We start from the raw sequence: 24,369 nt of genomic DNA on the forward strand, positions 1-24,369 counted from the left end.
GGGACATAACATCCCGGGGGTCATGGTCAGCATGTACCCGGGGCGGCATGACTCATACCTTTGCGGCCCGGGAAATGCCCGGCTTGACCGGGAACTTGCACGTTCCGGTTTTCCTGAGCGGTCGTGTGTGCTCAGCGGCTGGTCGGGGCCGTACGCAGGGGCGCCGGCTCGGGGAGGCACGTGGGCGGCGACGGGGCCGAGGCGTGGTGGTGCTGTGGCTCGGCGAACCGGGTCAGCCCGATCACCGCCGCCAGGGTCACCACGAAACCGACACCGGCCAGCCACTCCTTGCCCGGCTCGATGCGGTCGCCGAGCAGCAGCAGGCCGACGATCGCCGCGGGAACAGCGCCCGCCGCGTCCATCGCCGCGACCGCCGCCGTCGTCGAGCCGCGCTGCATCGCCAGCCCCAGCAGCAGCTGGCCGACCAGCGAGTGCACGACCAGCAGATAAAGCAGGGGATTGCCGAAGAAGCCGGCGGCCGAGTGCTCGCCGGCCAGCGGGCGGGCGGCGATGGCGGCCGCGGAGAACCCGACGCCGGCCAGGGAGCCGAGCACGACCGAGCCGAGCGCGCCCTGCAGGCGTACGGCGAAAAAGCCCAGCCCCCCGATGACCAGCAACGCCACGGTCAGGCCGGCGATCGCGGCCGCGCCCAGCGGCCGCGCGGCGGCGGGCTGCGCCGACTTGACCAGCGCGGCGATGCCGACCATGAGCAGCGCGAGCAGCACCACCTCGGCCGCGGGCAGCGACCACTTGAGCAGCAGCACCCCGAGCACGGCGGTCACGCCCAGCCCGGCGGCCACGCTCGCCTGCACGAGGAACAGCGGCAAGTCGGCACGGGCGAGGAAGGCGAGCACGAAACCGAGCACCTGGCAGCCCAGGCCCAGCAGGTAGGTCCGCTGGCCGGCGAGCCGTACCAGCAGGCTCGGGTCGAACGTGTGGTGCACCGTGGTGCGAGCCGCGGCCGCCGACTGCAAGAGGTTCGCCAATCCGTACGCCAAAATCATGGCGGCGAGGAAGAACCAGCCCGAGGACACCACGTGACGCACGATAGACCAGCCTCGGCCCGGCATCAGCGCTTCGGGGGACACCGTCGTCGGGGGGTGTTTGTCCGCTTACGCAGCGCCATGACTTCTGAGGTTTTTGTCCGGTTAGCGGGTAAGGGCCGTAAGTACCGTTTCGTGCAGCAGCCCGTTGGTGGCGATCACCGACGACTTGTCGGCCGGTGGGCGGCCGGCCAGATCGGTGATCGTGCCGCCCGCCTCCCGCACGATCGGGATCAGCGCAGCCACGTCCCACAACGACAGCTCCGGCTCGACCATCGTGTCCAACGCGCCCTCGGCCAGCAGCATGTAACCGTAGAAATCCCCGTACGCCCGGCTGCGCCACGCCGCCAGGCTCAGATCCACGATCTTCTGCAGGCGTCCGATCTGCTGCCATCCGTCGAGGCTGGCATAACAGACACTGGCGTCGGAGATCCGCCCGACTCCCGACACCTTGATGCGTGTCGCGGCGTGCTGGTGCTTTCCCGCGTACGCCCCGTGCCCGCGCGCCGCCCACCACCGGCGGCCCAGGGCGGGCGCGCTCACCAGGCCGGCGACCGGGGTGTCCCCCTCGAGCAGGGCGATCAGCGTGCCCCAGATCGGCACCCCGCGCACGAAGTTCTTGGTGCCGTCGATCGGGTCGATCACCCAGCGGCGGGTGCCCGGACCGGCCGCCGCCTGGGTCAGGCCGAACTCCTCACCGAGCACGCCGTCGCGCGGGCGGGCACGGGCCAGCGTCGCCCGGATCGCCTGCTCGACCGCCGTGTCGGCGTCGGAGACCGGGGTCAGGTCGGGTTTGCTCTCGACCCGCAGGTCGAGCGCCCGGAACCGGCTCGTCGAGATCGAGTCGGCGGTGTCGGCGAGGAGGTGAGCGAGCGCGAGATCGTCGGCGTAACCGGCCATGTCCGAACGCTAGCCGATCAGCCCGGCTTCTTCGTCGCCACTGCCCTTCTCGACGCCCCGGCGGCTTAGGCGGGCTCGGTGTCGCCGGCCGTCTCACGTCCCGCTGCGTCGGCGGCTTCGCTGGTCTCGTGTGGCGGGGTGTCGGCGGCTCCCTCGGTTTCGCGTTGGCCGGTGTTGTCGGGTCTTTCGGTTTCGCGTTGGCCGGTGTCGGCGGCTCTTTCGGTTTCGCGCGGGCCGGTGTTGTCGTGTCTTTTCGTTTCGCGTGGATCGGTGTCGGCGGCTCTTTCGGTTTCGCGTGGATCGGTGTCGCCGGCTCTTTCGGTTTCGCGTGGATCGGTGTCGCCGGCTCTCGAGGCCAGCAGGCGGCGGTACGACTCCAGCCGCCGCGGGTCGGCCTTGCCCTCGGCGACCCAGGCGTCCAGGCGGCAACCGACGTCGTTGGCCGTGTGCCCGCAGTTGGGCTGGTCCTCCAGCGTGCCCTCGACGAGGTCGGGGAAGCCGTGCAACAGGCTCTCGGCGCTCACGTGGGCCAGCCCGAAGCTGCGGATCCCGGGCGTGTCGATGATCCAGCCCGGGTCTTTGCGGCTCTTGCCGATCGGCGGCAGGCGCAGGGCGACCGCGCTGGTCGACGTGTGCCGGCCCTTGCCGATCGCGCTGACCGCCCCGACCGCTCGCAAAGCGTCCGGCACCAGGCGGTTGACCAGCGTGGACTTGCCGACGCCGGAGTGACCGACCATGACCGAGATGTTGCCGGCCAAGCGTTTGCGCAGCTCGGTGAGGTCGCTGTCGGGGCGAACCGTCACGTACGGCAGGTCGAGCTCGGCGTAGTAGCCGAGGATCTCTTCCGGCCCGGCCAGGTCGGCCTTGGTCAGGCAGAGCAACGGCTCGATGTCCGCGTCGTACGCCGCGACCAGGCAGCGGTCGATGAACCCCGTACGCGGTGGGGGGTCGTACAGCGCGCTGACGATCACCAGCTGGTCGGCGTTGGCCACCACAACCCGTTCGAGACGGCCCTCGGGGGTGGTGTCGTCGTCGTCGGCCGTGCGGCGCAGCACCGACGTACGCTCGCCTATCCGGACGATGCGGGCCAGCGCACCCGGGGCGCCCGACACGTCACCGACCAGGGCGACCCGATCCCCGACCACCACCGACTTGCGGCCCAGCTCGCGGGCGCGCATCGCGGTGATGACCGGGCTGTCAGGCGGCGCCTCCTCGCGGACGCAGCCGTACCGCCCCCGGTCGACCGTGATCACCAGGGCATCGACCGCGTCGTCGTGTTTCGGCCGGGTGCGGGTGCGCGGGCGCGACGAACGGCCCGGACGGATCCGGACGTCGTCCTCGTCGTACTCCCGCTTGCGAGCTGGCAGCTTCAACTCCTCGCCACGAGTCCCGCCCAGAGTTCGGGGAACTCGGGCAACGTCTTCGACGTACAACCTACGTCGGTGAGAGTGATGCCCGGGACGGCGAGTCCCATAACCGCCGCGGCATGAGCCATTCGGTGATCCGCGTACGTCTCCCAGCTCGTCCCGCGCGGCGCGCCCGGCTCGATGCGCAGACCGTCGCGGAACTCGGTGACCTGCGCCCCGGCCTTGGTCAGCTCGGTGGCCAGCGCGGCGATGCGGTCGGTCTCGTGGCCGCGGATGTGCTCGACCCCGCGCAGCTCGGAAGGCCCGTCGGCCAGGGCGGCCAGCGCCGACAGCACCGGGGTGAGCTCGCTGACCTCGGACAGGTCGGCCGTGATGCCGTGGAGCCGGCCCGTGCCCCGGACGGTCAGCCCGTCAGCCGTCCGGGTGACCTCGGCACCGATCGCGGTGAGCAGCTCGGTGAGGCGGGCGACCGGCTGCCAGCTCTCGGCCGGCCAGCCGCTCAACGTGACCGACCCGCCGGTGACCATGGCGGCGGCGAAGAACGGCGCGGCGCCGGAGAGGTCGGGCTCGATCACCCACGTACGGCCGTGGATCGGACCCGGCTCGACGGCCCAGACATCGGGCACCGACTCGTCGACAGCGACGCCGGCGGCCCGCAGCATGTGGGTGGTCATGCGCAGGTGGGGCGCGGACGGCACCGGCGGCCCCTCGTGCCGCAGCACCAGCCCCTTGGTGAAGCGCGGCGCCGACAGCAGCAGGCCGGAGACGAACTGGCTCGACCCGGACGCGTCGATCACGGCCTCGCCGCCCTCGACCAGGCCGGCCCCGCGCACGGTCAGCGGCAACCCGCCCGTGTCGGACGCGTCGATCGACACGCCCAGCGAGCGCAGCACGTCAAGGATCGGCTGCAGCGGCCTCTTGCGCGCATGTGGGTCGCCGTCGAATTCGACAATCCCCTCGGCCAGCGCGGCGACCGGCGGCAAGAACCGCATGATCGTGCCCGCCAGACCCACGTCGACCCGCGCCGGGCCACGCAACGGGCCCGGCTCGACCAGCCATCGCTCGTCGTCGCCGGAATCGAGCCCGACACCGAGCGCGCGCAGCCCGGCCGCCATCAGCACGGTGTCGCGGGCACGCAACGGCCGCTCGACGACCGACGGCCCGTCGGCCAGGGCGGCCAGCACGAGAGCGCGGGCAGTCATCGATTTCGACCCCGGCAGCCGCACGGAGGCGCTGACCGGGCCGGACGCGGACGGGGCGAGCCAGGGGCGAGGTTCTGCTGTCACGGGGTCATTGTGCCGAAGGGGGCTGACAATCTCGTGGACCTTTCCCGGCTCGCGAGACGGTAGCGTTGCCGGACATGTGCGGGCGGTATGCGACAACCAGGAGCGCGGCCGACCTCGAAGGCCTGTTCGAGGCCGTGGCCGTCGCCGAGCAGGCGGCGCCGAGCTGGAACGTGGCGCCGACAGACCCCGTACCGGTGATCAGAATGTCGACGACCCACTCGGCGCGGGTGGTCGACCGGGCACGCTGGGGCCTGGTGCCTCCCTGGTCGCCCGACCTGCGAGCCGGCGCCCGCATGATCAACGCCCGGTCCGAGACGGTGGCCACGTCGAAGGCGTTCGCCCCGTCCTTCGCCCGCCGCCGTTGCCTGGTGCCCGCCGACGGCTGGTACGAGTGGGTCGAGCGCAAACCGCACTACATGACGCCCGCCGACGGCTCGGTGCTGGCGTTCGCCGGCATCTGGACGACGTGGGGCCCCGAGGCAACCCTGACCTGCAGCGTCCTCACCACCGCGGCGGTGGGCGACCTGGCCCGGGTGCACGACCGCATGCCCCTGATCCTCCCGCCCGGCCGCTGGGCGTCCTGGCTGGCCGGCGGCGGCGACCCGGCGGGGTTGTTGCAGCCGCTGTCCCCGGCGGAGCTGCAAGCCATCGAGATCCGCCCGGTCCGCCCCGACGTGGGGAACGTCCGCAACAACGGCCCCCACCTGCTGGAACCCTCACCCGCCGCGGACACCACCCCCGCCACGCTCTTCTGACCCACCCAGCCGCAGCTCGCAGGCGGAGCCCTCGCGCCCCTTCTCCCTGGCGACCTCTCTTGGTTGGCGGCCCCTGTTGCCCGCGGCCCCTGTTGCCCGCGGCCCCTGTTGCCCGCGGCCCCTGTTGCCCGCGGCCCCTGTTGCCCGCGGCCTCTCTTGCCCGCGGCCTCTCTTGCCCGCCAGTCTCTCCTGTCTGGCGGTCCCCGTTGTCTGGCGGTCCCCGTTGTCTGGCGGTCCCCGTTGTCTGGCGGTCCCCCTTGTCCGGCGGCCCCTGTTGTCCGGCGGCCCCTGTTGTCCGGCGGCCCCCGTTGCCCGGCGGCCTCTCCTGTCCGGCGGGCCCCTCTTGCCCGGCGGGCCCCTCTTGTCTGGCGGTCCGTCTTGCCCCGGCGGGTCCCTCCTGTCTGGCGGTCCCTCTTGTCCGGCGGCCCCTTCCCGCCTGGTCCTGCTGCCCGGCTTTTCCCGCCCTGGCGGTCCATTTGACGTCCTGTATCCGGGCCTTTCCTGATGCTTCAATCGCGGTGCTTTGATGTCGGCCGGTGTGCCATCTTCGCGGGCAGATCAAAGTCGACCGTCGGGCTTCGTCTGCATCCGGGCAGCTCAGGCCCGCCTCGTCGATGGCGCCGCCGTCCACAGGCGAAGGTTTGTCCACAGGCGCCACGGCTGCGGGACCTCGAAGATCGGCTCTTTCGGCCACAATCGGCGGTGGCGGGGGTCCCCCGAGGAGGGTGGGTAATGCGGTTGGGTGGTGGCTTCCCGGTGCCGTGTCCCGGGGAGGGCTCTGTTAGGTTCCTCGCGCCGCGCTGACGAGCGCCGCGATCGTGAGGCCGCAGGAGGGGTCTTCGCCGCGTGTTGGTTACGGAGCGTTACGCGAGATCGCGGCTCCGGTCGGTGGCGCGGCGGGTGTTGAGGGGTTGTGGGCGGTCGGCCTGGCGAGTGGCTGAATGGCGGCCTACCGGCTGAGCTGGGACAAGATCAAGAATTGGGTTTGTCAATAGATGTCCGCATTCGATATTGGCAACTTTATTTCAAGATAGATAAGACCCTTGTTCTGATCTCCTACCCTGCGATACAAAACTGCGCCGGAGTGGTGCAGGTTCGCACGGTGCGATCCCGTTGCCACACGCAGTACCGGTCCCACGGGGGAGGTGGGCTGATGACACGGGCTCGTATGCCGCGTCCACATGAGGTAGCCATCGCGCGGAGGGATCCGCGCCTGCTCGAGGCGATCAGCGAACGACGCAGCGACGAGGCTTGGCGGACCCGCGGCGCATGCCGTTCGGTCGACCCGGAGACGTTCTTTCCGGCGCCGAACGAGCCGTCCGAGGGCGCGGTCTCGCTCTGCGGCACATGCACAGTTCAAGGGCCATGCCTGGCCTGGGCGTTGCAGGTCGGCGACTGTCACGGCGTCTGGGGCGGAACCACGCCGCGCGAACGCCGGGCCATGCTCGTCGCCTGGCGCGAGCGCGTCGGCCCCAACGGCGAGGCCGTCGACGACGACACCGACGAGGAAGATCGCCGGCTGCTCAGCCTCACGCCGATCAGCCGCTGAAACCTGAGCCACCGTCGGCCGGCGCCCCGAGCGGGCGCCGGCCCGGCGTGCTGCGCGCGGGGGCTGGTGAACGGGCGACTGCGCGCGCGGGGCCGGCCGGGCTGGTGAGATAGCGGCGTGAGCGAGATCGAGATCGAGACGCCGCGCGGGCCGGCCCACGTGCGGATCACCGAGCCGGACGGGCCGGCGTTCAGCACCCTGGCGCTGGGGCACGGAGCCGGTGGTGGTGTGGACGCGCCCGACCTGAAAGCCGTGCATGACGCCGCTGTGGCTGCGGGGGTGCGGGTCGTGCTGGTGACGCAGCCCTATCGCGTGGCGGGCCGGCGTGCGCCCGCTCCGGCGGGGCAGCTCGACGAGGCCTGGTCGGTCGTGATTGAGGGCGTACGAGGAAATGAGCCTTTGATCGTGGGCGGGCGGTCCAGTGGTGCGCGGGTGGCGTGCCGGACGGCGGTCGCGCTCGGGGCCGTGGGCGTGCTCGCGTTGGCGTTTCCACTGCATCCGCCGGGCAAGCCGGACAAGAGCCGGGCGGGGGAGTTGCCGGCGGAGTTGCCGGCCCTGGTGCTGAACGGGGACCGGGACGCGTTCGGGGTGCCCGCGGCCACCGCGAACGTCGAGGTGATCGTCCGGCCGGGGGCGACCCATGACCTGCGTAAGGACGTGCGGGGTACGGCCGCGCTGGCCGTCGAATGGCTGCGGAAACACGGCTGGGCGGCCTGAGGGCGAGCAAGGGGCGGCCTGAGGGCGAGCAGCGGGCGGCCTGAGGGCGAGCAGCGGGCGGCCTGAGGGCCAGCCGCGGGCGGCCTGAGGGCGAGCAGCGGGGTGCGGCAGGGCGGAAGGAATGCAACAGGTGCCCGCGTGGTTGTAAGCCCCGGAGCTTGAAGTCGGAAGGGGTTTTACTGGTGCGAGCCGGAACCGAGAGCCTCGAGCGCGGGGATGTCGATCGGGTGCGGAACCTCCTGGGTGCCCCCGATTGGCCCGCGACCGAGACCACGAAAACCACCCCATCGGTGAGTGTCAGCACACCGGCGGTTTTCGAAGCCGTTGAAGGGGCACTACCCGTATCCTCGGCGGGGCGGTCGAGGGGAGAGCTCAGGGTGGCCCAGACAGAACGGACCGAGGAGCGCAGAGCGCGCTTCGAGCGGGACGCGTTGCCTTTTGTGGACCAGCTTTACGCTGCTGGTCTGCGGATGACGCGTAACCCGGCCGATGCCGAGGACCTGGTGCAGGAGACGTACCTCAAGGCGTTCTCCGCCTTCCACCAGTTCGAGGAGGGCACCAACCTCAAGGCTTGGCTGTACCGCATTCTCACGAACACCTATATCAACTCGTACCGGCGCAAGCAGCGTCAGCCAGTGCAGGCGCCGACCGAGGAGATCACCGACTGGCAGCTGGCCTCGTCGGAGTCGCACACGTCGGTCGGCCTGCGTTCGGCCGAGACCGAGGCGCTCGACCGGCTGCCCGACAGCGACATCAAGGAAGCCCTGCAGGCCCTGCCCGAGGACTTCCGGCTGGCCGTCTACCTCGCTGATGTCGAGGGTTTCTCGTACAAGGAGATCGCCGACATCATGGGCACGCCCATCGGCACCGTCATGTCCCGACTGCACCGCGGCCGGCGCAACCTGCGCAAGACGCTGGAGCAGTACGCTGCCGACCGGGGCATCACCCGGACCGCTTCGGAACCGCAGGAGGCCTGACCGTCATGAGCGGCGTGAACGGTGAGGACCACGAGGCCGACTGTGGCCTCGTGCTCAGCGAGGTCTACCTCTACCTCGACCTGGAGTGCAGCGAGGACCGGCGCACGCTGATCCAGAAGCATCTGGACGACTGCGACGGGTGCCTGCGTGAGTACGGCATCGAGCACGAGGTGAAGGCGCTGGTGTCCCGCTGCTGCGGCGACGAGAAGGCGCCCCGTGAGCTGCGTGACCGGCTGCGGCTCAAGCTCGACCAGCTCGAGGTGCAGGTCGAGACCCGGGAATACCTGCCGTAGGGAGCTCGCGACAAGGCCCCCGCAACTTCACGTTGCGGGGGCCTTGTGCGTTCAGCTGTTGGGCCGCTTGCCGTGGTTCGCGCTGCTCTTCTTACGAGCCTTCTTCTTGCGGGCCTTCTTAGCCATCGAGCGACTCCTTGTTCGTGCGTGTTTCCCGAGCCGATGGTAGTCGGCGCGTCCGGTCGGCCCGGACTCGCCCGACCCTGATCCATGGTTTGATGACCGGTACCGACGAGTGGACAAGGAGGTTCCCGATGGCCGACGAGATCCGGGCCGAGATGGTGGCCAACGTGTGGAAGGTCGTGGCCACGACCGGCGACACGGTGGCCGAGGGGGACACCCTGGTGATTCTCGAGTCGATGAAGATGGAGATCCCGGTCGTCGCCGAGACCGACGGCACGGTGGCCGAGCTCGCCGTCCACGAGGGCGACGTGGTGCAGGAAGGCGACCTGATCGCCATCATCCAAGGGTGAGACAGAGCTGAGTTCAGCCGCGCCGCCAGCGCAGCGACAACCGGCTGCGGCCGCGCTGGCGGGGCAGCGGCGGCACCCGCGTCATAGCCGCGGCCAGCTGCCGCGTCGACTGGTCGAGGTCGGGCGTGGCCAGGGCCAGCTCGGCGAACGAGCGGGCGCCGGGCCGCGACGCCACCTCGGTGAGCCGGGTGGTGACCACCCCGGCCACGTCGGCCCGCGCCGACGGGTCGACCCAGGCGGTCACGATCAGGGCGAACAGGGCCGCCTCGGTGACCCGGTCGACCCCGCCGTCGACCAGTTCCAGCAGCATCCGGCGCCGTTCCGAGTCGAGCCAGGCCTCCTCGGAGCGGTGGTGAAGCAGTCCCAGGCAGGCCCAGATCTCGGGCACGGCGACGTCGGCCGGCGGGTGTGCGAGCAGCGCCAGCAGGTCGGGCGGGCTCACCATGATCAGTTGAAGGGCCGCGTCGTACGCCGCCGGTGGGTGCGCCCACGAGAGTGAGGCGACCTGGCGGAGCCGGCGTACGGCGTCGGCGGTGGGTTCGCCCGCCACGGGCGCGTTGCCGCGGGGCAGGGGCGCGGCCACGGGCGCACCGCTCAGCCACGCGGTGTCGCGGCAGCAGTCGGCCAGGTCGGTGTGCTCGTGTGACTCGTCGGGGTGGTCGCGGATGTAGTCGGCCAGCCGGACGAGGTGCATGAGGTCGCCGTCGGCGCGGTGGCGCAGCCGGTGTGCGGTGTGCACGGCGCAGTCGTAGTCGGGGTCGCGTTCCAGGGCGCGGTCGACCCAGCTCAGCGCGTCCTCGAGGCGGCCGTTGTCCGCCAGGGTGCCGGCGATGTCGGCGTACACGGAAAGGTCGTCGGGGTCGTGGGCCACCGCCCGCCGCAACGCCGCGAGCGCCTCGGGCAGGCGGCCGGCGCTGCGGTACGCGTACCCGAGCCAGATCTCGCCGAGCTTGGACGGGCGGACCCGGGCGCCGCGGGAGGCCCAGTCGACGGCCAGGTCGTGCTCGCCGACCCGGCGGGCCAGCGCGGAACCGGCCCCGAGCAGCATGGCGTGCTCCGGATAGGCGGCCAGCGCGTGACGCACCACGGTCAGGTAGGGCCGCAGTGTCGGCGGCGCCGGTTCGCCCACCCGCGTGCAGAGCCGCATGAGAACCTGAGCCAGAAGACCTGGTTCGATCCGTACGCCCAGAGCGGGCTCGACGACCCAGGGGATGCCCGCCCAGTCAGCGGCGGGCGCCTGTCCGCTGGCCGCGGCGAGCAGCGGCAGACCGTCCTCGGGGCGACCGGCCGCGGCGAGCAGATGCGCGCGGGCGGCGAGCCGGCCGGGGGACGCGTGCGGCCCGGCACGGAAGAGATCGAGCCCGCCGCCGGGGCGGGCGGCGAGGCGTCCGAGCACCTCGTGGACCTCGGGAAGCGTGGGGGCGTGGGCCAGCGCGCCGGCCAGGTGATCGGCGGCCTTGTCGGGCTGGTCCGTCGCCAGTGCCGACCTTGCCTGTTCAAGAGCGCGGTCGGCGGCGCGGCGTACATCCACGATGCAAGACAGTAGGGGAAAGAGCCCTTCCTGTCAGTAGGAGGAGCGCTGCGCATTAGTGCTCGAAACGTTGACGAAGTAAACTGTTTCTTGCAAGACTGCGCATGGATCGCGCGTAAGTCGCTCATCAGGGGAGGAACACGTGGCGCAACGAGGCCAGGGGATGGCTGCGGACATCGCGGAACAACCGGGCGGATTCGCGCGGTTGCTCGACGGTGAGCACGCCGGCGCGATCGCCGTCGTCGCCGCCGAAGTAGCCCGCCGCCGGCCCCGGAATGTCGTGTTCGTGGCCCGCGGCACCTCCGATCACGCCGCGCTCTACGGGGCGTACCTGACCGAGATCCGGCTGGGCCTGCCGGTGGCCAGCGCCTCGCCCAGCGCGATCACGCTGTTCGGCGCCCGGCCCGACTTCACCGACACGCTGGTCGTCGGCGTCAGCCAGAGCGGCGGCTCGCCCGACCTCACCGGCGTGCTGCAGGTGGCCCGTGAGACGGGCGGGCTGACCCTCGCGCTCACCAACAACCCGGAATCGCCGCTCGCCCAGGCGGCCGAGCTGTCGATCGACGTCGCCGCCGGGCACGAGCGGGCGGTCGCGGCCACGAAGACGTACACGGCCGAGCTTCTCGCCCTCCTGCTCCTGGTCGAGGGCATCCGCTCCGGGAACGGCTCGCTGCCCGGCGAGGAGCGGGCCGCGCTCGACAAGCTGCCCCAGCTGGCCGAGGACGCTTTGGCCGACCGTACGGCCGACGACCTAGCGCAGCGGTACAGGTTCGCGTCCCGCCTGGTGACAACCGGTCGCGGGTACGCCTACCCGACCGCTCGCGAGGCCGCGCTGAAGCTGATGGAGACCTCGTACCTGCCGGCGCTGGCGTTCTCGGGGGCCGACCTGCTGCACGGCCCGCTGGCCATGACCGACCCGGACGTGCCGGTGCTCGCGGTCGTGGGCGACGGGCCGGGCGGGCAGTCGATGCGCGACGTGGTGACCCGGCTCGGCGAGCGGCGGGCCGACGTGGTGACGATCGGGGCGACCGACGTGCCGGGCGCGGCCGGGCGGCTCTCGGTGCCGCCGGTGACCGACGAGCGGTACAGCGCGCTGCTCGACATCCTGCCGTTGCAGAAGCTGGCCCTTGCCCTGGCGCTGGCCCGCGGTGAGGACCCCGACTCGCCGCGGGGGCTCAAGAAGGTCACCACGACGCTGTAGGAAACAGAGGCGTGGCACGCTTGGCTCGTGTCAACGTTGCGTGATCTGGCCGAGGAGCACACCGGCCTCGGACCGGCCGACATCGACCACCTGCACCGCATCGCCGGTGACTGGCAGCTGCTGTCCGACCTCTCCTTCGCCGACCTGCTGATGTGGGTGCCGGTGAAGCGGGAGGCCGGGCAGCCGCGTCAGTACCTCTGCGTCGCGCAGGTGCGGCCGACCACCGCCCCGACGGCCTACCAGGACGACCAGGTCGGCAAGATCGTCGGCGGTCCCGAGGTTGCCCACCTCGACATCGCGTTCGCGCAGGAGCGGATCTGGCGCGAGGGTGACCCGGTCTGGTACGGCGACACCCCGGCCCGGCACGAGGCGATTCCCGTGCGCCTGCGCGACCCCAATGATCGCGAGGAGGGCTACAGCGAGGTCATCGCGGTGATCGGCCGTGACACCAACCTCTCCACCGCCCGTACGCCGTCCCAGCTCGAACTGAATTACCTGACCACCGCGGACGACCTGGCCCAGATGGTCGCCGACGGCACCTTCCCGCCACCCCGGCACCCGGGCGAGACCACCTCGGCCCCCCGGGTCGGCGACGGCCTGGTCCGCCTCGACGCCGGGGGCAAGGTCACCTACGCCAGCCCGAACGCCCAGTCGGCGTACCGGCGTCTCGGTTTCAACGCCCACCTGGTCGGCGAGGAGCTTTCCGTGCTGACCAGCAGGCTGGCCGCCGACCCGCTGGAGGGCAACGACACCGCCGAGCGGATCCTGTCGGCCCTGCGCGGCGAGTCCCCGCCCCGCCAGGAGATGGAGGCCCGCGGCGCGACCGTGTTGATCCGGGCGCTGCCGCTGCTGCCGGCCGGGGTGCCGATCGGCGCGCTCGTCCTCGTACGGGATGTGACCGAGGTGCGACGGCGGGACCGGGCGTTGATGACCAAGGACGCGACGATCCGCGAGATCCACCACCGGGTCAAGAACAACCTGCAGACCGTGGCCGCGCTGCTGCGCCTGCAGGCCCGCCGGGTCGACGCCCCCGAGGCGCGGATGGCGCTGCAGGAGTCGGTGCGCCGGGTCGCGTCGATCGCCCTGGTGCACGAGACGTTGTCGATGTCGAGCGACGAGGCGGTCGAGTTCGACGGGATCGTCGACCGGGTCGCCACCGCGGCCACCGAGGTCGCCGCGACCAGCGTGCCGGTGAAGATGCGCCGTGAGGGCACGTTCGGGGTGCTTCCGGCCGAGATCGCCACGTCGCTGGTGATGGTGCTCAACGAGCTGCTGATCAATGCCGTCGAGCACGGGTTCCCGGCGAGCGAGGACGACGACGAGCCCGCGGTCGGGGGCGAGGACTCCGGCGAGGTGGTCGTCTCCGCCCACCGGTTCCGCAAGCAGCTGCACGTCACGGTGGCCGACAACGGGCAGGGGCTGCCCGAGGACTTCCGGGCCGACGACAGCCAGCGGCTCGGCCTGCAGATCGTGCGCGCGCTGGCCACCGGCGAGTTGCGCGGCAGCATCGAGCTGCGGAACCGGGCCGGCGGCGGCACGGAGGCTGTCCTCGTGGTGCCGTTGGGCAAACGCTGAACCCTCCCACCTGGTGGGCTGCGACACACTCCCGAAATCTGGACCGCACTGGCCCAGATTGGTTCGGCGTGAGAGGCTTGCCGACATGACCGCTGCAGTTGACCGCCGCTTCGTGGCACGTCGCCACGTCGACTACGGGCGTGTCCGCAGCGCGATGTGTCCGGCTTCCTGACGCCGTCCGAATTATCTTTCGGGCGCGCGAGACGCGCCGGCCACTCCTGACACTGTAGTCACGAGCCTCCACAAGCCGTGAGCGTCCCGCATGCGCCCACGAAACGTGGAGGACCGCCGACATGGCGCCCAGCAGCACCCCAGCAGGCCGGACAGCCCGCCCCCGCAAGGCGCGCGGCGAGGGTCAGTGGGCGCTCGGACACCGCGAGCCCCTGAACCCCAACGAGCGGATCAAGAAGGACGACAACCCGCTCAACGTGCGCGCCCGCATCGAGAACATCTACGCGCACACCGGCTTCGCCTCCATCGACCCGCAGGATCTGCGCGGCCGTTTCCGCTGGTGGGGGCTCTACACCCAGCGCCGGGCGGGCATCGACGGCGGGCGTACGGCGGTGCTGGAGCCGCACGAGCTCGAGGACGAGTACTTCATGCTCCGGGTGCGCATCGACGGCGGCGCGTTGAGCGTGGCCCAGCTCCGTACGATCGCGCAGATCTCGAGCGAGTTCGGCCGCGACTCGGCCGACATGACCGACCGGCAGAACATCCAGCTGCACTGGATCCGCATCGAGGACATGCCCGAGATCTGGCGCCGGCTCGAGGCGGTCGGGCTGCAGACCACCGAGGCCTGCGGTGACTGCCCGCGTGTCGTGCTGGGCTCGCCGGTGGCCGGGGTGTCGGTCGACGAGGTGCTCGACGGGACGCCGGCGATCGACGAGATCACCAAGAGGTACGTCGGCGACCCGCGGTACTCGAACCTGCCCCGCAAGTTCAAGACGCAGATCTCGTGGCTGGCCGACGGCCCGTACGAGACCAACGACGTCTCGTTCGTGGGCGTCACCCACCCGCAGCACGGCCCCGGCTTCGACCTGTGGATCGGTGGCGGCCTGTCCACCAACCCGCGGCTGGCCGAGCGGCTCGGCGTCTGGGTGCCGCTCGACGAGATCCCGGACGTGTGGGAGGGCGTCGTCGGCATCTTCCGCGACTACGGCTACCGCCGCCTGCGCAACCGCGCCCGCCTGAAGTTCCTGCTGGCCGACTGGGGTGTCGCCAAGTTCCGCGAGATCCTCGAGAAGGAATACCTGGGCCGCGCGCTGGTCGACGGGCCCGCGCCCGACCTGCCGGCCAAGCCGATCGACCACATCGGCGTGCACAAGCAGATCGACGGTCGTAACTACGTCGGCGCCGCGCCGGTGGTGGGCCGGTCCTCCGGCGCCCAGCTGGGCAAACTGGCCGACCTGGTCGAGCAGCACGGCTCCGACCGGGTACGCCTCACCGCGTACCAGAAGCTCCTGGTCCTTGACGTGGCCGACGACATGGTCGAGCCGTTGATCGCCGGGATGCGCCAGATCGGCCTGGAGGCGCGGCCCTCGGCGTGGCGGCGCGGCACGATGGCCTGCACCGGCATCGAATACTGCAAGCTCGCGATCGTCGAGACCAAGGCCCGCGGCGAGGAACTGGTGGCCCGCCTCGAGGAACGGCTGCAGGACTTCGACGCCGACATCTCGATCCACATCAACGGGTGCCCCAACGCCTGCGCCCGTACCCAGGTCGCCGACATCGGCCTCAAGGGTCAGCTGGTCATGAACAGCCACGGCGAGCAGGTCGAGGGCTTCCAGGTGCACCTGGGCGGCGGGCTCGGCATGGCGCAGGGGCAGACGGCCGGCTTCGGGCGCAAGCTCCGGGGGCTCAAGGCAACGGCAGAAGAGCTTCCCGCGTACGTGGAACGCCTCGCGCGGCACTACCTGGACGGACGCACGTCGAAGGACGAGGCGTTCGCGGACTGGGTCATGCGCGCCGACGAGGAGCTCCTCAAGTGAGCGACGCCCGATCAACCCCCCTGTACTGCCCCTACTGCGGCGAAGAGGACCTGTTCCCCAACGAGGCATCACACGGGGCCTGGGAGTGCCACTCCTGCGCCCGCGTTTTCACGGTCAAGTTCAACGGCTTGCTTTCCAAGGGAGTCAACCGATGACAGTCGTGGCCGCCACCTCTCTCAACCTGGTCAACCTCGGCGCCCCCGTGGTCCAGGACCCCACCCGGCGCTCGCGCGACGAGCTCGAGGCGCTGGCGCGCGACGCCGGCCGCGAGCTCGAAGGCGCCCCCGCCGAAGTGATCGCCAAGTGGGCGACCGACACGTTCGGGGACCGGTTCTGTGTGACCAGCTCGATGGCCGACGCCGTGGTCGCGCACGTCTTCTCCCGGGTCTCGCCGGGCGTCGACGTCGTGTTCCTCGACACCGGCCTGCACTTCCCCGAGACGCTCAAGGTGCGCGACACCGTGGCCGCCACCATGGACGTCAACGTCCGGTCGATCCGCCCCCGCCGCACGGTCGGCCAGCAGGACGGCGAGTACGGGCCGCGGCTGTTCGCCCGCAGCCCCGACGAGTGCTGCTTCCTGCGCAAGGTCGAGCCCCTCGAGCGCGCCCTGTCCGACTACGACGCCTGGGCCACCGGCCTGCGCCGCGACGAGTCGCCGACCCGCGCCAACACGCCGGTCGTCGCGTTCGACGCCAAGAAGGGCAAGGTCAAGGTCAACCCGATCGCGGCGTGGACCCAGACCGACGTCGACCGCTACATCAGCCGCTGGAACGTGCCGGTCAACGAGCTGTTCAAGAAGGGCTACGGCTCGATCGGCTGCTGGCCGTGCACCCGGCGCACCAAGGCCGGCGAGGACCCGCGCGCGGGGCGCTGGGCGATGTTCGAGAAGACCGAATGCGGACTGCACGTCTGAACGGCCGCCTCGCGGTGGTCCTGGTCGCCCACGGCAGCCGGGACCCGCGGGCGGCGGAGTCGACCCAGGCCCTGGCCCGGGCGGTGCGGCTCGCCCACCCCGAGTGGGATGTGCACGCCGCGTTCCTCGACCACGCCGGCCCGCGGCCGCTCGACGTGTTGCGCGCACTGCCCGGCCGCCGGGCGGTGCTGGTGCCGCTGCTGCTGACGGCCGCCTACCACGGGCGGGTCGACATCCCGGCCGTGGTCGACGAGGCGGCTGGGTTGCCGGTCGACGTGACCCTCGCGGACGTGCTCGGGCCCTCGGCGGCGTTGACCGAGAGCCTCGTACGGCGTCTCGACCCCGCCGGGCTGGACGCTGTCGTGCTCGCCGCGGCGGGAACCCGGGACCCGGTGGCCCGGGAAACGATCACGTGGGCCGCGGACGCCCTCAGCGCTCGTCTGAGCGTTCCTTGCCTGGCGGCGTATGCCTCGGCCGCCCCGCCGGACCCGGGGGCGGCTGTGGGCCGTCTGCGGGCTTCGGGGGCTCGACGGGTTGGCGTGGCCGGCTACTTCCTGGCTCCGGGTTTCCTGTACGACTTGGCGGTGCGGTCCGCCCTCTCGGCGGGTGCGGTGTCGGTGGCTGCGCCGCTGGGAGACGATCCTGGGCTCGTACGGCTTGTCGCGTCGCGGGTGCTGGCGGCCGACCGGACCGTCCCTGCCGCCGCTTGACCGGGTCGCTCGCCGCGGCCTGGCCCCGCGCTACGGCCGGAGGCCGCGCTACGGCCGTTCCCCATCGCCTGCCTTGCGAGGAGCCTCGGGTTCGCGCCAGTGCTTGTGTCCGGCGCCACGAGGCGTACGGGATGGGCCTTGAAGGACGGTCGCTCAGCGTCACCGTCCGATGTGCGCTCCGCCGAGGTCCACGGGGTGTGAGGTGAATGTGGACCATTCGTGTCGGGAGCGCAATTTCGAGATCATTTCGCGGATTCTCGATGAAACTCAACGTGATCGAATTGGCGCGGTCGGCGAACCTCTCGGGTTCCTCTGGAGGATTCGGCGCGCTGAGTAATCGGGCGGAAACAGCAAGACGCCCCGGTGCCGTTCGGCCCGGGGCGCAAATGCTGTGGGGGATTGGTTCAGGCGGTGGGAGCGCCGACCCGCAGGCCGCCACGACGCTTGACCGCGCGCCGCTCGTCTTCGCTCATACCGCCCCATACGCCGGCATCCTGACCGGACTCGAGGGCCCACGTGAGGCAGTCCTCGGTCACGGGACACCGCCGGCACACGGCCTTGGCCTGCTCGACCTGCAGGAGCGCGGGGCCGGACGTCCCGATCGGGAAGAACAGCTCCGGGTCCTCGTCGCGGCAGATCGCATCGTGACGCCAGTCCATGGCGGCAACACTCCTTGTTTCGGATGGGGTAATGAATTGCGTTACTGCTTTACCTATGCGTGCGCGGGCGGCCTGCCGGGTTGTGTGACCCTCGGCTCGCCGTGCGTAGCAAGCTTTTGTGTTATCGGGTGCTGTTCGGCGCTTCTGGATTAGGAACGCGCGCAAGCAGCAACCGGTTACTTCTTATCGCTTGTGAATGCTTTCACGAACTCGTGCGATGTCAAGGGTAGCGCCGGAAGTTTCTCCGGGCGGGTGAGCTGGCTCACGCCCTCTTTGTCCGGTTCTGAGGCTTGCGCCAGAGCCGGTTGACCAACGCCTCCATCAATGTAGTACGGTCCGGGCCGTTGTGCCGACCTTTTGACCGTGTTTCTGTAACGGATCGTGATGTTGGCTACCCAGTGGTCAGCAGATCACACGTAGCGCTTCGGGAACGGACACGAAGTGCACCTTCTGGCGCTCGCCGAGATAGTCGCCGTCGAGCTGGAACGCCTGGGGCCGGCTGGCGATCACAGTGAACTCGTCCTGGTCGTGCAGGCGTAGCACCTGTTTGCCGTGCGGCTCGGCCTTGCGCATGGCGAGTTGCGCCATCGTACGGGTCGTGCTGGTGACGGCGAGACCACGCAGAGCCATCACGTCGAGGCCGCGGTCGAACGAGGCGTCGGGGCTCGGGTTGATGGGCCGGTCGCCGAGATAGGTCCAGGGCGCGGTGTTCTGGATGATGACGGTGCCGAGGCCGGTCTCGGCCGGCTCGCCGGGGCGCTCGATGGTCAGCGGCGGGGCCTTGCGGTCGTCGCCGGTGAGGAACTGGCCGACGATCGAGCGGAAATAGAGACCCGGGGTGGACGTACGCCCCCGCAGGCGCGCCTGCTCGACCCGGCGCACGACGGCGGCGTCCAGGCCCATGCCGGCGGCGAACGTGAAGTAGCGGTCGTCGGCGCGGCCCAGCCCGATCACCCTGTGCCGCCCGTCACGCAGGCCGTCGAGGATCACACTCACGCCCTCGACCCAGTCGCGGGGCAGGCCCAGCGCGCGGGCGAAGACGTTGGTCGAGCCGCCGGGCACGACAGCGAGCGCGGGCAGCACCTCGGCGCGGGAGCCGGTCAGCCCGCTGAGCACGGCCTCGGCGGTCATCAACCCGTTGACCGCCTCGTTCACTGTGCCGTCGCCGCCCAGCGTGACGACCACGTCGACCCCGCTCTCGGCGGCGGACCGGGCCAGCGTCGCGGCGTGGCCACGGCGGGTCGTGTACTCCACCGACAGCTCGACAGCGCTGCGCAGCGCCCTGACGAGGACGTCCCGGCTGCGCTCGCTGGTGGTCGTGGCCTTGGGGTTGACCAGCAGTAACGCTCGCATGCGCGGCACTGTACCCAAGAGCACGCCGAAACACTGTCGGTATGGTGCTTGAGTGACCGGTGAGAAGTCAGTCGTTGACAACCCCTCGACCCTGATGTGGGCGGTGCGACTGCTCTACCTGCAGTGCGCGGCCCTGGCCGGGCTCACTGTGTATTTGGTGGTCCTCGATCTCACGAGTGAGAACGTGCGGGTCGGCGTGGCCGTGGCATTGACCATTCTCACCGCTCTCGGCGTGGCGGCGATCTTCTTCGTCGCCCGCGGGCTGGGCCGCCGGACCCGGGGCGCGCGGGGGCCGGCGGTCGTCATCCAGCTCTTCACCATCGCCGCCGGCGGCTTCCTGTTGCAGACCGGACCGGTGTGGCTGGGCGTGGTGCTGATGGCTCTCGGGGTGCTCACCGGGCTGCTGATCGTGCTCCCGCCGAGCACCCGAGCGTTGGGCATCGATTAAACGCCCTGATTCTCCCGCCCAGGGCCTACCCTGATGAGGTGACCGGATCAACGGTGCGTCCACCCGCATATCAGCTGCTGGCGGACGAGTTACGGGCCGACATAACCTCGGGGCGGCTGCAGCCCGGCGAGCGCCTGCCGCCGGAACCGGAGTTGTGCGTCAAGACGGGTGTCAGCCGCAGCACGGTCCGTGAGGCGCTGCGCCTGCTGGCCAGTCAGCATCTGATCGTCACGACCCGCGGGGTCACCGGCGGCAGCTTCGTCGCCCACCCCGACGCCGAACAGCTGGCCGAAAGCCTCACCACCGGGTTCACGCTGCTCACCAAGTCGGAAGGGGTGGGCTTCGCCGACCTGCTCGAGCTGCGCCGGGCGATCGAGTTGCCGGCCGTCGGGCTCGCCGCGTTGCGCCGCCTCGACGAGCACCTGGCCGAACTCCGGGGCGCCTTCTTCGACCCCGCCGTCGACGACTTCGAGACCATGATGGCGGCGCACACGGCGTTCCACATGGCCATCGCCAAGGCCACCCAGAACCCGCTGTTCGAGCTGGTGGCCCGGCCGCTCTATCACGCCGAGTACGGCGAGGAGGTCACCGACGACCTGCCCGCGGGCTATTGGCGGCAGATCGACGCGGATCACCGGATGATCCTCGACTGCCTGGTCATCCGGGACGCGGAGTCGGCTGTGCTCGCGGCGACCCAGCATCTCGACTACATCGCCGCGGTGGTCCGCTGAGTCAGGCCCCCGTACGCCTGGTGACCAGGCGAATGGTCGCGCGCTGCCCGGTCGCCTCGGCGGCCGCCGAACTGGTCAGCGCGGTCAGCACCTTCCACGCGAACGACGACTCGGCCGGCAGCTTGGCCCCCCGTACGGTGGTGACGGTGACCTCGACGGTCAAAGCGTCCTCCGTCACGGCGAAGCGGCAGTCGAGCTCGGCGCCGCGGGTCGCTATCGCCAGCAGCATCGCGCACGCCTCGTCGACGGCGATGCGCAGGTCCTCGATCTCGTCGAGCGCGAAGTGCAGCCGTGCGGCCAGACCGGCCGTCGCCGTCCGCAGCACGCCCAGGTAGCCGCCGTCGGCGGGCACGGTGAGCATGACGACGTCGTCACCGATCGCCGGATCCGGGTGTGTGTCCGTCAGCTGACTCACCGTTGCTCCTCCCACCGACAGCAGACTCTAGTAGCAGAGCGCAGTCGGCCGGTACGCCCACCGGGCGTACCGGCCGAAGCGACACGGTCACTCAGGCCTGCTTGGTCTCCCAGAAGATCTTCGAGATCTCTTCGATCTTGGCCAGCAGCTGGTCGGCCACGGCCGGGTCGACCGAGCCCTTGGCGCCCGAGGCGCCGGCCAGCTTGGTGGCCTCGTTGAAGAGCTGGTGCAGGTTCGGGTACTTCTCGAAGTGCGGGGGCTTGAAGTAGTCGGTCCACAGCACCCACAGGTGGTGCTTGACGAGCTCGGCCCGCTGCTCCTTGATCAGGATGGCCCGGGTGCGGAACTCGGGGTCGGTGTTCGCCTGGTACTTCTCGGCGATTGCCTTGACCGACTCGGCCTCGATCCGGGCCTGCGCCGGGTCGTAGACGCCACAGGGCAGGTCGCAGTGGGCGCTGACCTCGGTTTTAGGCATGAGGAAACGCGGAAGTCGCATCAGGACTCCTCCATACGAGTTTGCGATGATCCAGGACTGACCCTACCCCTTACATGCGGTGCGTAACGCGACGGAGGACTGATGCCTTGAGGTGGCAACTACCACTGTTCGCGGTGCTTGTCCGCGGACCGTCGATGGTGCCCGCCCTCCGCTCCGGCGACGCGCTGCTGGTGCGGCGTGGCGGGCGTACGAGGCCGGGGGATGTGGTCGTCGCGCGGTTCCGTTCCCGGCCCGGCCTGCTGGTCGTCAAGCGCGCGATCCGCGAGCAGGACGGCGGCTGGTGGATCCAGGGTGACAACCCGTTGATCGAGGACGACAGCCGGGCGTACGGGGTGGCGGATGTCATCGGGCGGGTGTTAATTCGCTACTACCCGCGCGTAGGTCGGCTAGGTTAAGGTCGCACAACCGCAGCGCACACTCGCGTCAGCGGTTGCTTCTTACGGGTGATCCCCGCATCGCGTCCCGATCCCACGCACAACTCGCCGCTGTGATCGATGGACGCCCCGTCGACCTACGTCACGATGCCGGTTGGAGTCACCGTGTCCTACTTCAGTTTCGAGCTCGATCCCGCCCTTGCCGCCGACCCCGTCTTCGACCTGCACAAACACGGCAAGATGGAGATCGCGCTGACGGTCCCGCTGGCCAGCCGCGACCACCTGTCGCTGGCCTACACGCCCGGCGTGGCCCGGGTCTGCGAGGCGATCGCGGCCGACCAGGAGCTCTACCCCGACTACACGTGGACGGCCAACACGGTCGCGGTCGTCACCGACGGCTCGGCCGTGCTCGGGCTCGGCAATATCGGGCCCAAGGCCGCCATGCCGGTCATGGAGGGCAAGTCCATCCTGTTCAAGCAGTTCGGCGGCGTCGACTCCATCCCGATCTGCCTGGACACCCAGGACGTGGAGGGGATCGTCGCGGCGGTCAAGGCGATGGCGCCCTCGTTCGGCGGCATCAACCTCGAGGACATCAGCGCCCCCCGCTGCTTCGAGATCGAGCGCCGGCTCGACGCCGAGCTCGACATCCCGGTCTTCCACGACGACCAGCACGGCACCGCGGTGGTCACGCTCGCCGCGCTGCGCAACGCGGCCAAGCTGCTCGGCCGGCGCTTCGGCGACCTGCGGGTGGTGATCAGCGGGGCCGGTGCGGCCGGGGTCGCGATCACCCGGATGCTCATCGCGGCCGGCATCGACGGCGCCAACGTCATCATCTGCGACTCGCGCGGCATCATCCACGCCGAGCGCGGCGACCTCACCCCGATCAAGGCCGAGCTGGCGGCGACGACAAACCTTTCCGGGCGTACGGGGGGAATTGCTCAGGCCTTGATCGGAGCTGACGTCCTCGTCGGCGTGTCCGGCGGGCTGATCGAGGAGAGCGCGGTGGCCGGCATGGCGCCCGGCGGCATCATCTTCGCGATGGCCAACCCGACGCCCGAGGTGGCGCCCGCGATCGCCCACAAGTACGCGGCCATCGTCGCCACCGGTCGCAGCGACTTCCCCAACCAGATCAACAACGTGCTGGCGTTCCCCGGCATCTTCCGCGGCGCGCTCGACGTGCGGGCGACCACGATCACCGAGAACATGAAGGTGGCCGCGGCTGACGCGATCGCCGCCGTGGTCTCGGACGACCTGAGCGCCGACGCGATCGTGCCGTCGCCGCTCGACCCGCGGGTGGCCCCGGCCGTCTCGGCCGCCGTCGCCGCGGCGGCCCAGGCCGACGGCGTGGCCCGCCGTCCCGCCCCGGTCGCGCCCGAACAGCGGTCCGCTCCACTTTCCCGCTGAACCGCAATTCGGCCACTATGGTCGGAAGGTATGCGCGCCGCCTACGCCATAGCTTCCGACCCGGCCGAACCGCTCGCCGCCCTGCGGGTGGCCGACCAACCCGACCCCAGTCCGCCCGAGGGCTGGGTGACCGTCGAGGTGCGGGCCGCCTCGCTCAACCAGCACGACCTGTGGTCGCTGCGCGGGGTGGGTCTGCCCGCCGACCGGCTGCCGATGATCCTGGGCTGTGACGCGGCCGGCGTCGACCCCGACGGCAACGAGGTCGTCATCTATCCCGTGGTCGAGGACAAGGCCGACCCGCGAGGCCTGTCGCTGCTCTCCGAGCGGTACCCCGGCACGTTGGCCGAACGGGTCGCCGTGCCGCGGGAGAACTTGGTGCCCAAACCGGCCGGGTTGTCCTTCCTGGACGCGGCCTGCCTGCCGACGGCGTGGCTCACGGCCTACCACATGTTGACCACGCGAGGCCGGGTCGACGAGGCCTCATCGGTGCTCGTGCAGGGCGCCGGCGGGGGAGTGGCCACGGCCGCGGTCGTGCTGGCGGTCGCCATGGGCAAACGGGTGTACGCCACCAGCCGCGACCCATCGAAGAGGGAGCGGATCGCCGAGCTGGGCGCGACCGCGGTGGAGCCGGGCCTGCGCCTGCCCGAACGGGTCGACGTGGTGATCGAGTCCGTCGGCGCGCCCACGTTCGAGCACTCGATGAAGTGCGGCGCGCCCGGCGCCCGGATCGTGGTGTGCGGTGCGACCGGTGGTCACCTGGCCACGGTCGACCTGCGGCGGGTGTTCGCCATGCGGCTCGACATCCTGGGCAGCACGATGGGCACCGGAGCGGAACTGGCCGCGCTGCTCGACCTGCTCGTCGACAAGGGCATACGGCCGGTGATCGACTCGACGTACGGGTTCAGCGCCGTTGCCGATGCCTTTGCGCGCCTTTCGTCGGCGGCCGTCTTCGGCAAGGTCGCGATCGACTTCCTGCACTGAGAGCCGGCGGTTCGACACCAACTCGCTGCCCTCGGGCGGGTTCACGCCCATGCCCGTGTCCAGCCGCATCGAAGCTCCTCGTTATCCACAGTCCATGCCCGCGTCCAGCCGCATCGAAGCTCGTCGTTATCCACAGTCCAGGGTTGTCCACAGGGCGCCCCGCCAAGATCGGCCCGGACCACTAAAATGGCCGGTGGTGGGGGACCCCCGGTGGAGGGCGGGCCCCCGCG

The 24,369-nt window shown here is 70.7% G+C and carries 25 protein-coding genes and 1 pseudogene; 16 read left to right on the forward strand and 10 right to left on the reverse strand.

Going from position 1 to position 24,369, the window contains the following annotated elements; translation table 11 throughout:
* Positions 1-131: 131 nt before the first annotated feature.
* From C8E87_RS20350 to aroA, 4 genes and pseudogenes are all read right to left on the reverse strand, one after another.
* The gene (locus tag C8E87_RS20350; protein WP_203720431.1) at positions 132-1,004 is read right to left on the reverse strand and encodes a hypothetical protein; all 873 of its coding nucleotides are present in this window, start codon (positions 1,002-1,004) and stop codon (positions 132-134) included.
* 144 nt (positions 1,005-1,148) lie between these two features.
* Entirely contained in the window at positions 1,149-1,943 is a 795-nt protein-coding gene (gene hisN / locus C8E87_RS20355) for a histidinol-phosphatase (RefSeq protein WP_133874570.1), read from the reverse strand.
* A gap of 296 nt (positions 1,944-2,239) precedes the next feature.
* Positions 2,240-3,310, reverse strand: a pseudogene (gene rsgA / locus C8E87_RS20360) (ribosome small subunit-dependent GTPase A); the annotation flags it as partial.
* A gap of 2 nt (positions 3,311-3,312) precedes the next feature.
* Positions 3,313-4,596: a 3-phosphoshikimate 1-carboxyvinyltransferase gene (gene aroA, locus C8E87_RS20365; RefSeq protein ID WP_133874571.1), complete on the reverse strand. Its 1,284-nt coding sequence runs from the start codon at positions 4,594-4,596 to the stop codon at positions 3,313-3,315.
* Positions 4,597-4,670: 74 nt separating this feature from the next.
* On the opposite strand from aroA, the gene C8E87_RS20370 reads away from it, so the two are divergent.
* The 5 genes from C8E87_RS20370 (at position 4,671) to rsrA (ending at position 8,887) form a co-directional block, all read left to right on the forward strand.
* Entirely contained in the window at positions 4,671-5,351 is a 681-nt protein-coding gene (locus C8E87_RS20370; RefSeq protein ID WP_133874572.1) for an SOS response-associated peptidase, read from the forward strand.
* Between the two features lie 1,153 nt (positions 5,352-6,504).
* Positions 6,505-6,900 carry a WhiB family transcriptional regulator gene (locus tag C8E87_RS20375; RefSeq protein WP_133874573.1) on the forward strand — a complete coding sequence of 132 codons (396 nt, stop codon included), beginning with the start codon at positions 6,505-6,507 and terminating at the stop codon, positions 6,898-6,900.
* 117 nt (positions 6,901-7,017) lie between these two features.
* Complete coding sequence (locus tag C8E87_RS20380) at positions 7,018-7,617, forward strand: alpha/beta hydrolase family protein (protein ID WP_133874574.1); 600 nt, start codon at positions 7,018-7,020, stop codon at positions 7,615-7,617.
* Positions 7,618-7,799: 182 nt separating this feature from the next.
* Complete coding sequence (locus C8E87_RS20385) at positions 7,800-8,594, forward strand: sigma-70 family RNA polymerase sigma factor (RefSeq protein WP_133876956.1); 795 nt, start codon at positions 7,800-7,802, stop codon at positions 8,592-8,594.
* 5 nt (positions 8,595-8,599) lie between these two features.
* A complete protein-coding gene (gene rsrA / locus C8E87_RS20390) occupies positions 8,600-8,887 on the forward strand; it encodes a mycothiol system anti-sigma-R factor (RefSeq protein ID WP_133874575.1) in 288 nt (95 codons plus the stop codon).
* A gap of 51 nt (positions 8,888-8,938) precedes the next feature.
* Here rsrA and C8E87_RS46945 read toward each other — a convergent pair whose 3' ends face one another.
* On the reverse strand, positions 8,939-9,013 hold the full coding sequence (locus C8E87_RS46945; RefSeq protein WP_369752275.1) for a 50S ribosomal protein bL37: 75 nt from the start codon (positions 9,011-9,013) through the stop codon (positions 8,939-8,941).
* Between the two features lie 128 nt (positions 9,014-9,141).
* On the opposite strand from C8E87_RS46945, the gene C8E87_RS20400 reads away from it, so the two are divergent.
* Positions 9,142-9,360, forward strand: coding sequence for a biotin/lipoyl-binding carrier protein (locus tag C8E87_RS20400; protein ID WP_133874577.1), 219 nt, complete (start codon positions 9,142-9,144; stop codon positions 9,358-9,360).
* A gap of 13 nt (positions 9,361-9,373) precedes the next feature.
* Here the strand turns inward: C8E87_RS20400 and C8E87_RS20405 are convergent, their stop codons facing one another.
* Positions 9,374-10,891, reverse strand: a complete 1,518-nt coding sequence (locus C8E87_RS20405; protein ID WP_438866081.1) for a tetratricopeptide repeat protein — start codon at positions 10,889-10,891, stop codon at positions 9,374-9,376.
* Positions 10,892-11,054: 163 nt separating this feature from the next.
* On the opposite strand from C8E87_RS20405, the gene C8E87_RS20410 reads away from it, so the two are divergent.
* The 5 genes from C8E87_RS20410 to C8E87_RS20435 all read left to right on the forward strand — a co-directional run bounded on the left by C8E87_RS20410 (position 11,055) and on the right by C8E87_RS20435 (position 17,278).
* Positions 11,055-12,092 carry an SIS domain-containing protein gene (locus tag C8E87_RS20410; RefSeq protein WP_133874578.1) on the forward strand — a complete coding sequence of 346 codons (1,038 nt, stop codon included), beginning with the start codon at positions 11,055-11,057 and terminating at the stop codon, positions 12,090-12,092.
* A gap of 27 nt (positions 12,093-12,119) precedes the next feature.
* On the forward strand, positions 12,120-13,667 hold the full coding sequence (locus C8E87_RS20415; protein WP_133874579.1) for a sensor histidine kinase: 1,548 nt from the start codon (positions 12,120-12,122) through the stop codon (positions 13,665-13,667).
* 293 nt (positions 13,668-13,960) lie between these two features.
* The gene (locus tag C8E87_RS20420) at positions 13,961-15,655 is read left to right on the forward strand and encodes a nitrite/sulfite reductase (protein ID WP_133874580.1); all 1,695 of its coding nucleotides are present in this window, start codon (positions 13,961-13,963) and stop codon (positions 15,653-15,655) included.
* Positions 15,656-15,806: 151 nt separating this feature from the next.
* Positions 15,807-16,568: a phosphoadenylyl-sulfate reductase gene (locus tag C8E87_RS20430; protein ID WP_133874582.1), complete on the forward strand. Its 762-nt coding sequence runs from the start codon at positions 15,807-15,809 to the stop codon at positions 16,566-16,568.
* Entirely contained in the window at positions 16,550-17,278 is a 729-nt protein-coding gene (locus C8E87_RS20435) for a sirohydrochlorin chelatase (RefSeq protein ID WP_133874583.1), read from the forward strand. Before C8E87_RS20430 ends, C8E87_RS20435 begins: the two co-directional genes overlap by 19 nt.
* 404 nt (positions 17,279-17,682) lie before the next feature.
* Here the strand turns inward: C8E87_RS20435 and C8E87_RS20440 are convergent, their stop codons facing one another.
* Together C8E87_RS20440 and C8E87_RS20445 are read right to left on the reverse strand one after the other, a co-directional pair.
* Entirely contained in the window at positions 17,683-17,937 is a 255-nt protein-coding gene (locus C8E87_RS20440; protein ID WP_133874584.1) for a WhiB family transcriptional regulator, read from the reverse strand.
* Between the two features lie 402 nt (positions 17,938-18,339).
* The gene (locus tag C8E87_RS20445) at positions 18,340-19,290 is read right to left on the reverse strand and encodes a diacylglycerol/lipid kinase family protein (protein ID WP_133874585.1); all 951 of its coding nucleotides are present in this window, start codon (positions 19,288-19,290) and stop codon (positions 18,340-18,342) included.
* Positions 19,291-19,342: 52 nt separating this feature from the next.
* On the opposite strand from C8E87_RS20445, the gene C8E87_RS20450 reads away from it, so the two are divergent.
* Together C8E87_RS20450 and C8E87_RS20455 are read left to right on the forward strand one after the other, a co-directional pair.
* Complete coding sequence (locus C8E87_RS20450; protein ID WP_239079830.1) at positions 19,343-19,738, forward strand: hypothetical protein; 396 nt, start codon at positions 19,343-19,345, stop codon at positions 19,736-19,738.
* Positions 19,739-19,776: 38 nt separating this feature from the next.
* Positions 19,777-20,469, forward strand: a complete 693-nt coding sequence (locus C8E87_RS20455) for a FadR/GntR family transcriptional regulator (protein WP_133874586.1) — start codon at positions 19,777-19,779, stop codon at positions 20,467-20,469.
* Position 20,470: 1 nt separating this feature from the next.
* Here the strand turns inward: C8E87_RS20455 and C8E87_RS20460 are convergent, their stop codons facing one another.
* Entirely contained in the window at positions 20,471-20,830 is a 360-nt protein-coding gene (locus C8E87_RS20460) for a trypco2 family protein (protein ID WP_133876959.1), read from the reverse strand.
* Positions 20,831-20,975: 145 nt separating this feature from the next.
* The gene (sodN, locus tag C8E87_RS20465; RefSeq protein WP_133874587.1) at positions 20,976-21,380 is read right to left on the reverse strand and encodes a superoxide dismutase, Ni; all 405 of its coding nucleotides are present in this window, start codon (positions 21,378-21,380) and stop codon (positions 20,976-20,978) included.
* 53 nt (positions 21,381-21,433) lie between these two features.
* Between sodN and C8E87_RS20470 the strand changes: the two genes are divergently transcribed.
* The 3 genes from C8E87_RS20470 to C8E87_RS20480 all read left to right on the forward strand — a co-directional run bounded on the left by C8E87_RS20470 (position 21,434) and on the right by C8E87_RS20480 (position 24,139).
* Entirely contained in the window at positions 21,434-21,775 is a 342-nt protein-coding gene (locus C8E87_RS20470) for a S26 family signal peptidase (protein ID WP_133874588.1), read from the forward strand.
* A 126-nt stretch (positions 21,776-21,901) separates the two neighbouring features.
* Positions 21,902-23,158, forward strand: a complete 1,257-nt coding sequence (locus tag C8E87_RS20475) for an NAD(P)-dependent malic enzyme (protein ID WP_133876960.1) — start codon at positions 21,902-21,904, stop codon at positions 23,156-23,158.
* 30 nt (positions 23,159-23,188) lie between these two features.
* On the forward strand, positions 23,189-24,139 hold the full coding sequence (locus tag C8E87_RS20480; protein WP_133874589.1) for a zinc-binding dehydrogenase: 951 nt from the start codon (positions 23,189-23,191) through the stop codon (positions 24,137-24,139).
* Positions 24,140-24,369 lie beyond the last annotated feature (230 nt).

This window comes from Paractinoplanes brasiliensis, from assembly GCF_004362215.1.
Classification (GTDB): domain Bacteria; phylum Actinomycetota; class Actinomycetes; order Mycobacteriales; family Micromonosporaceae; genus Actinoplanes; species Actinoplanes brasiliensis.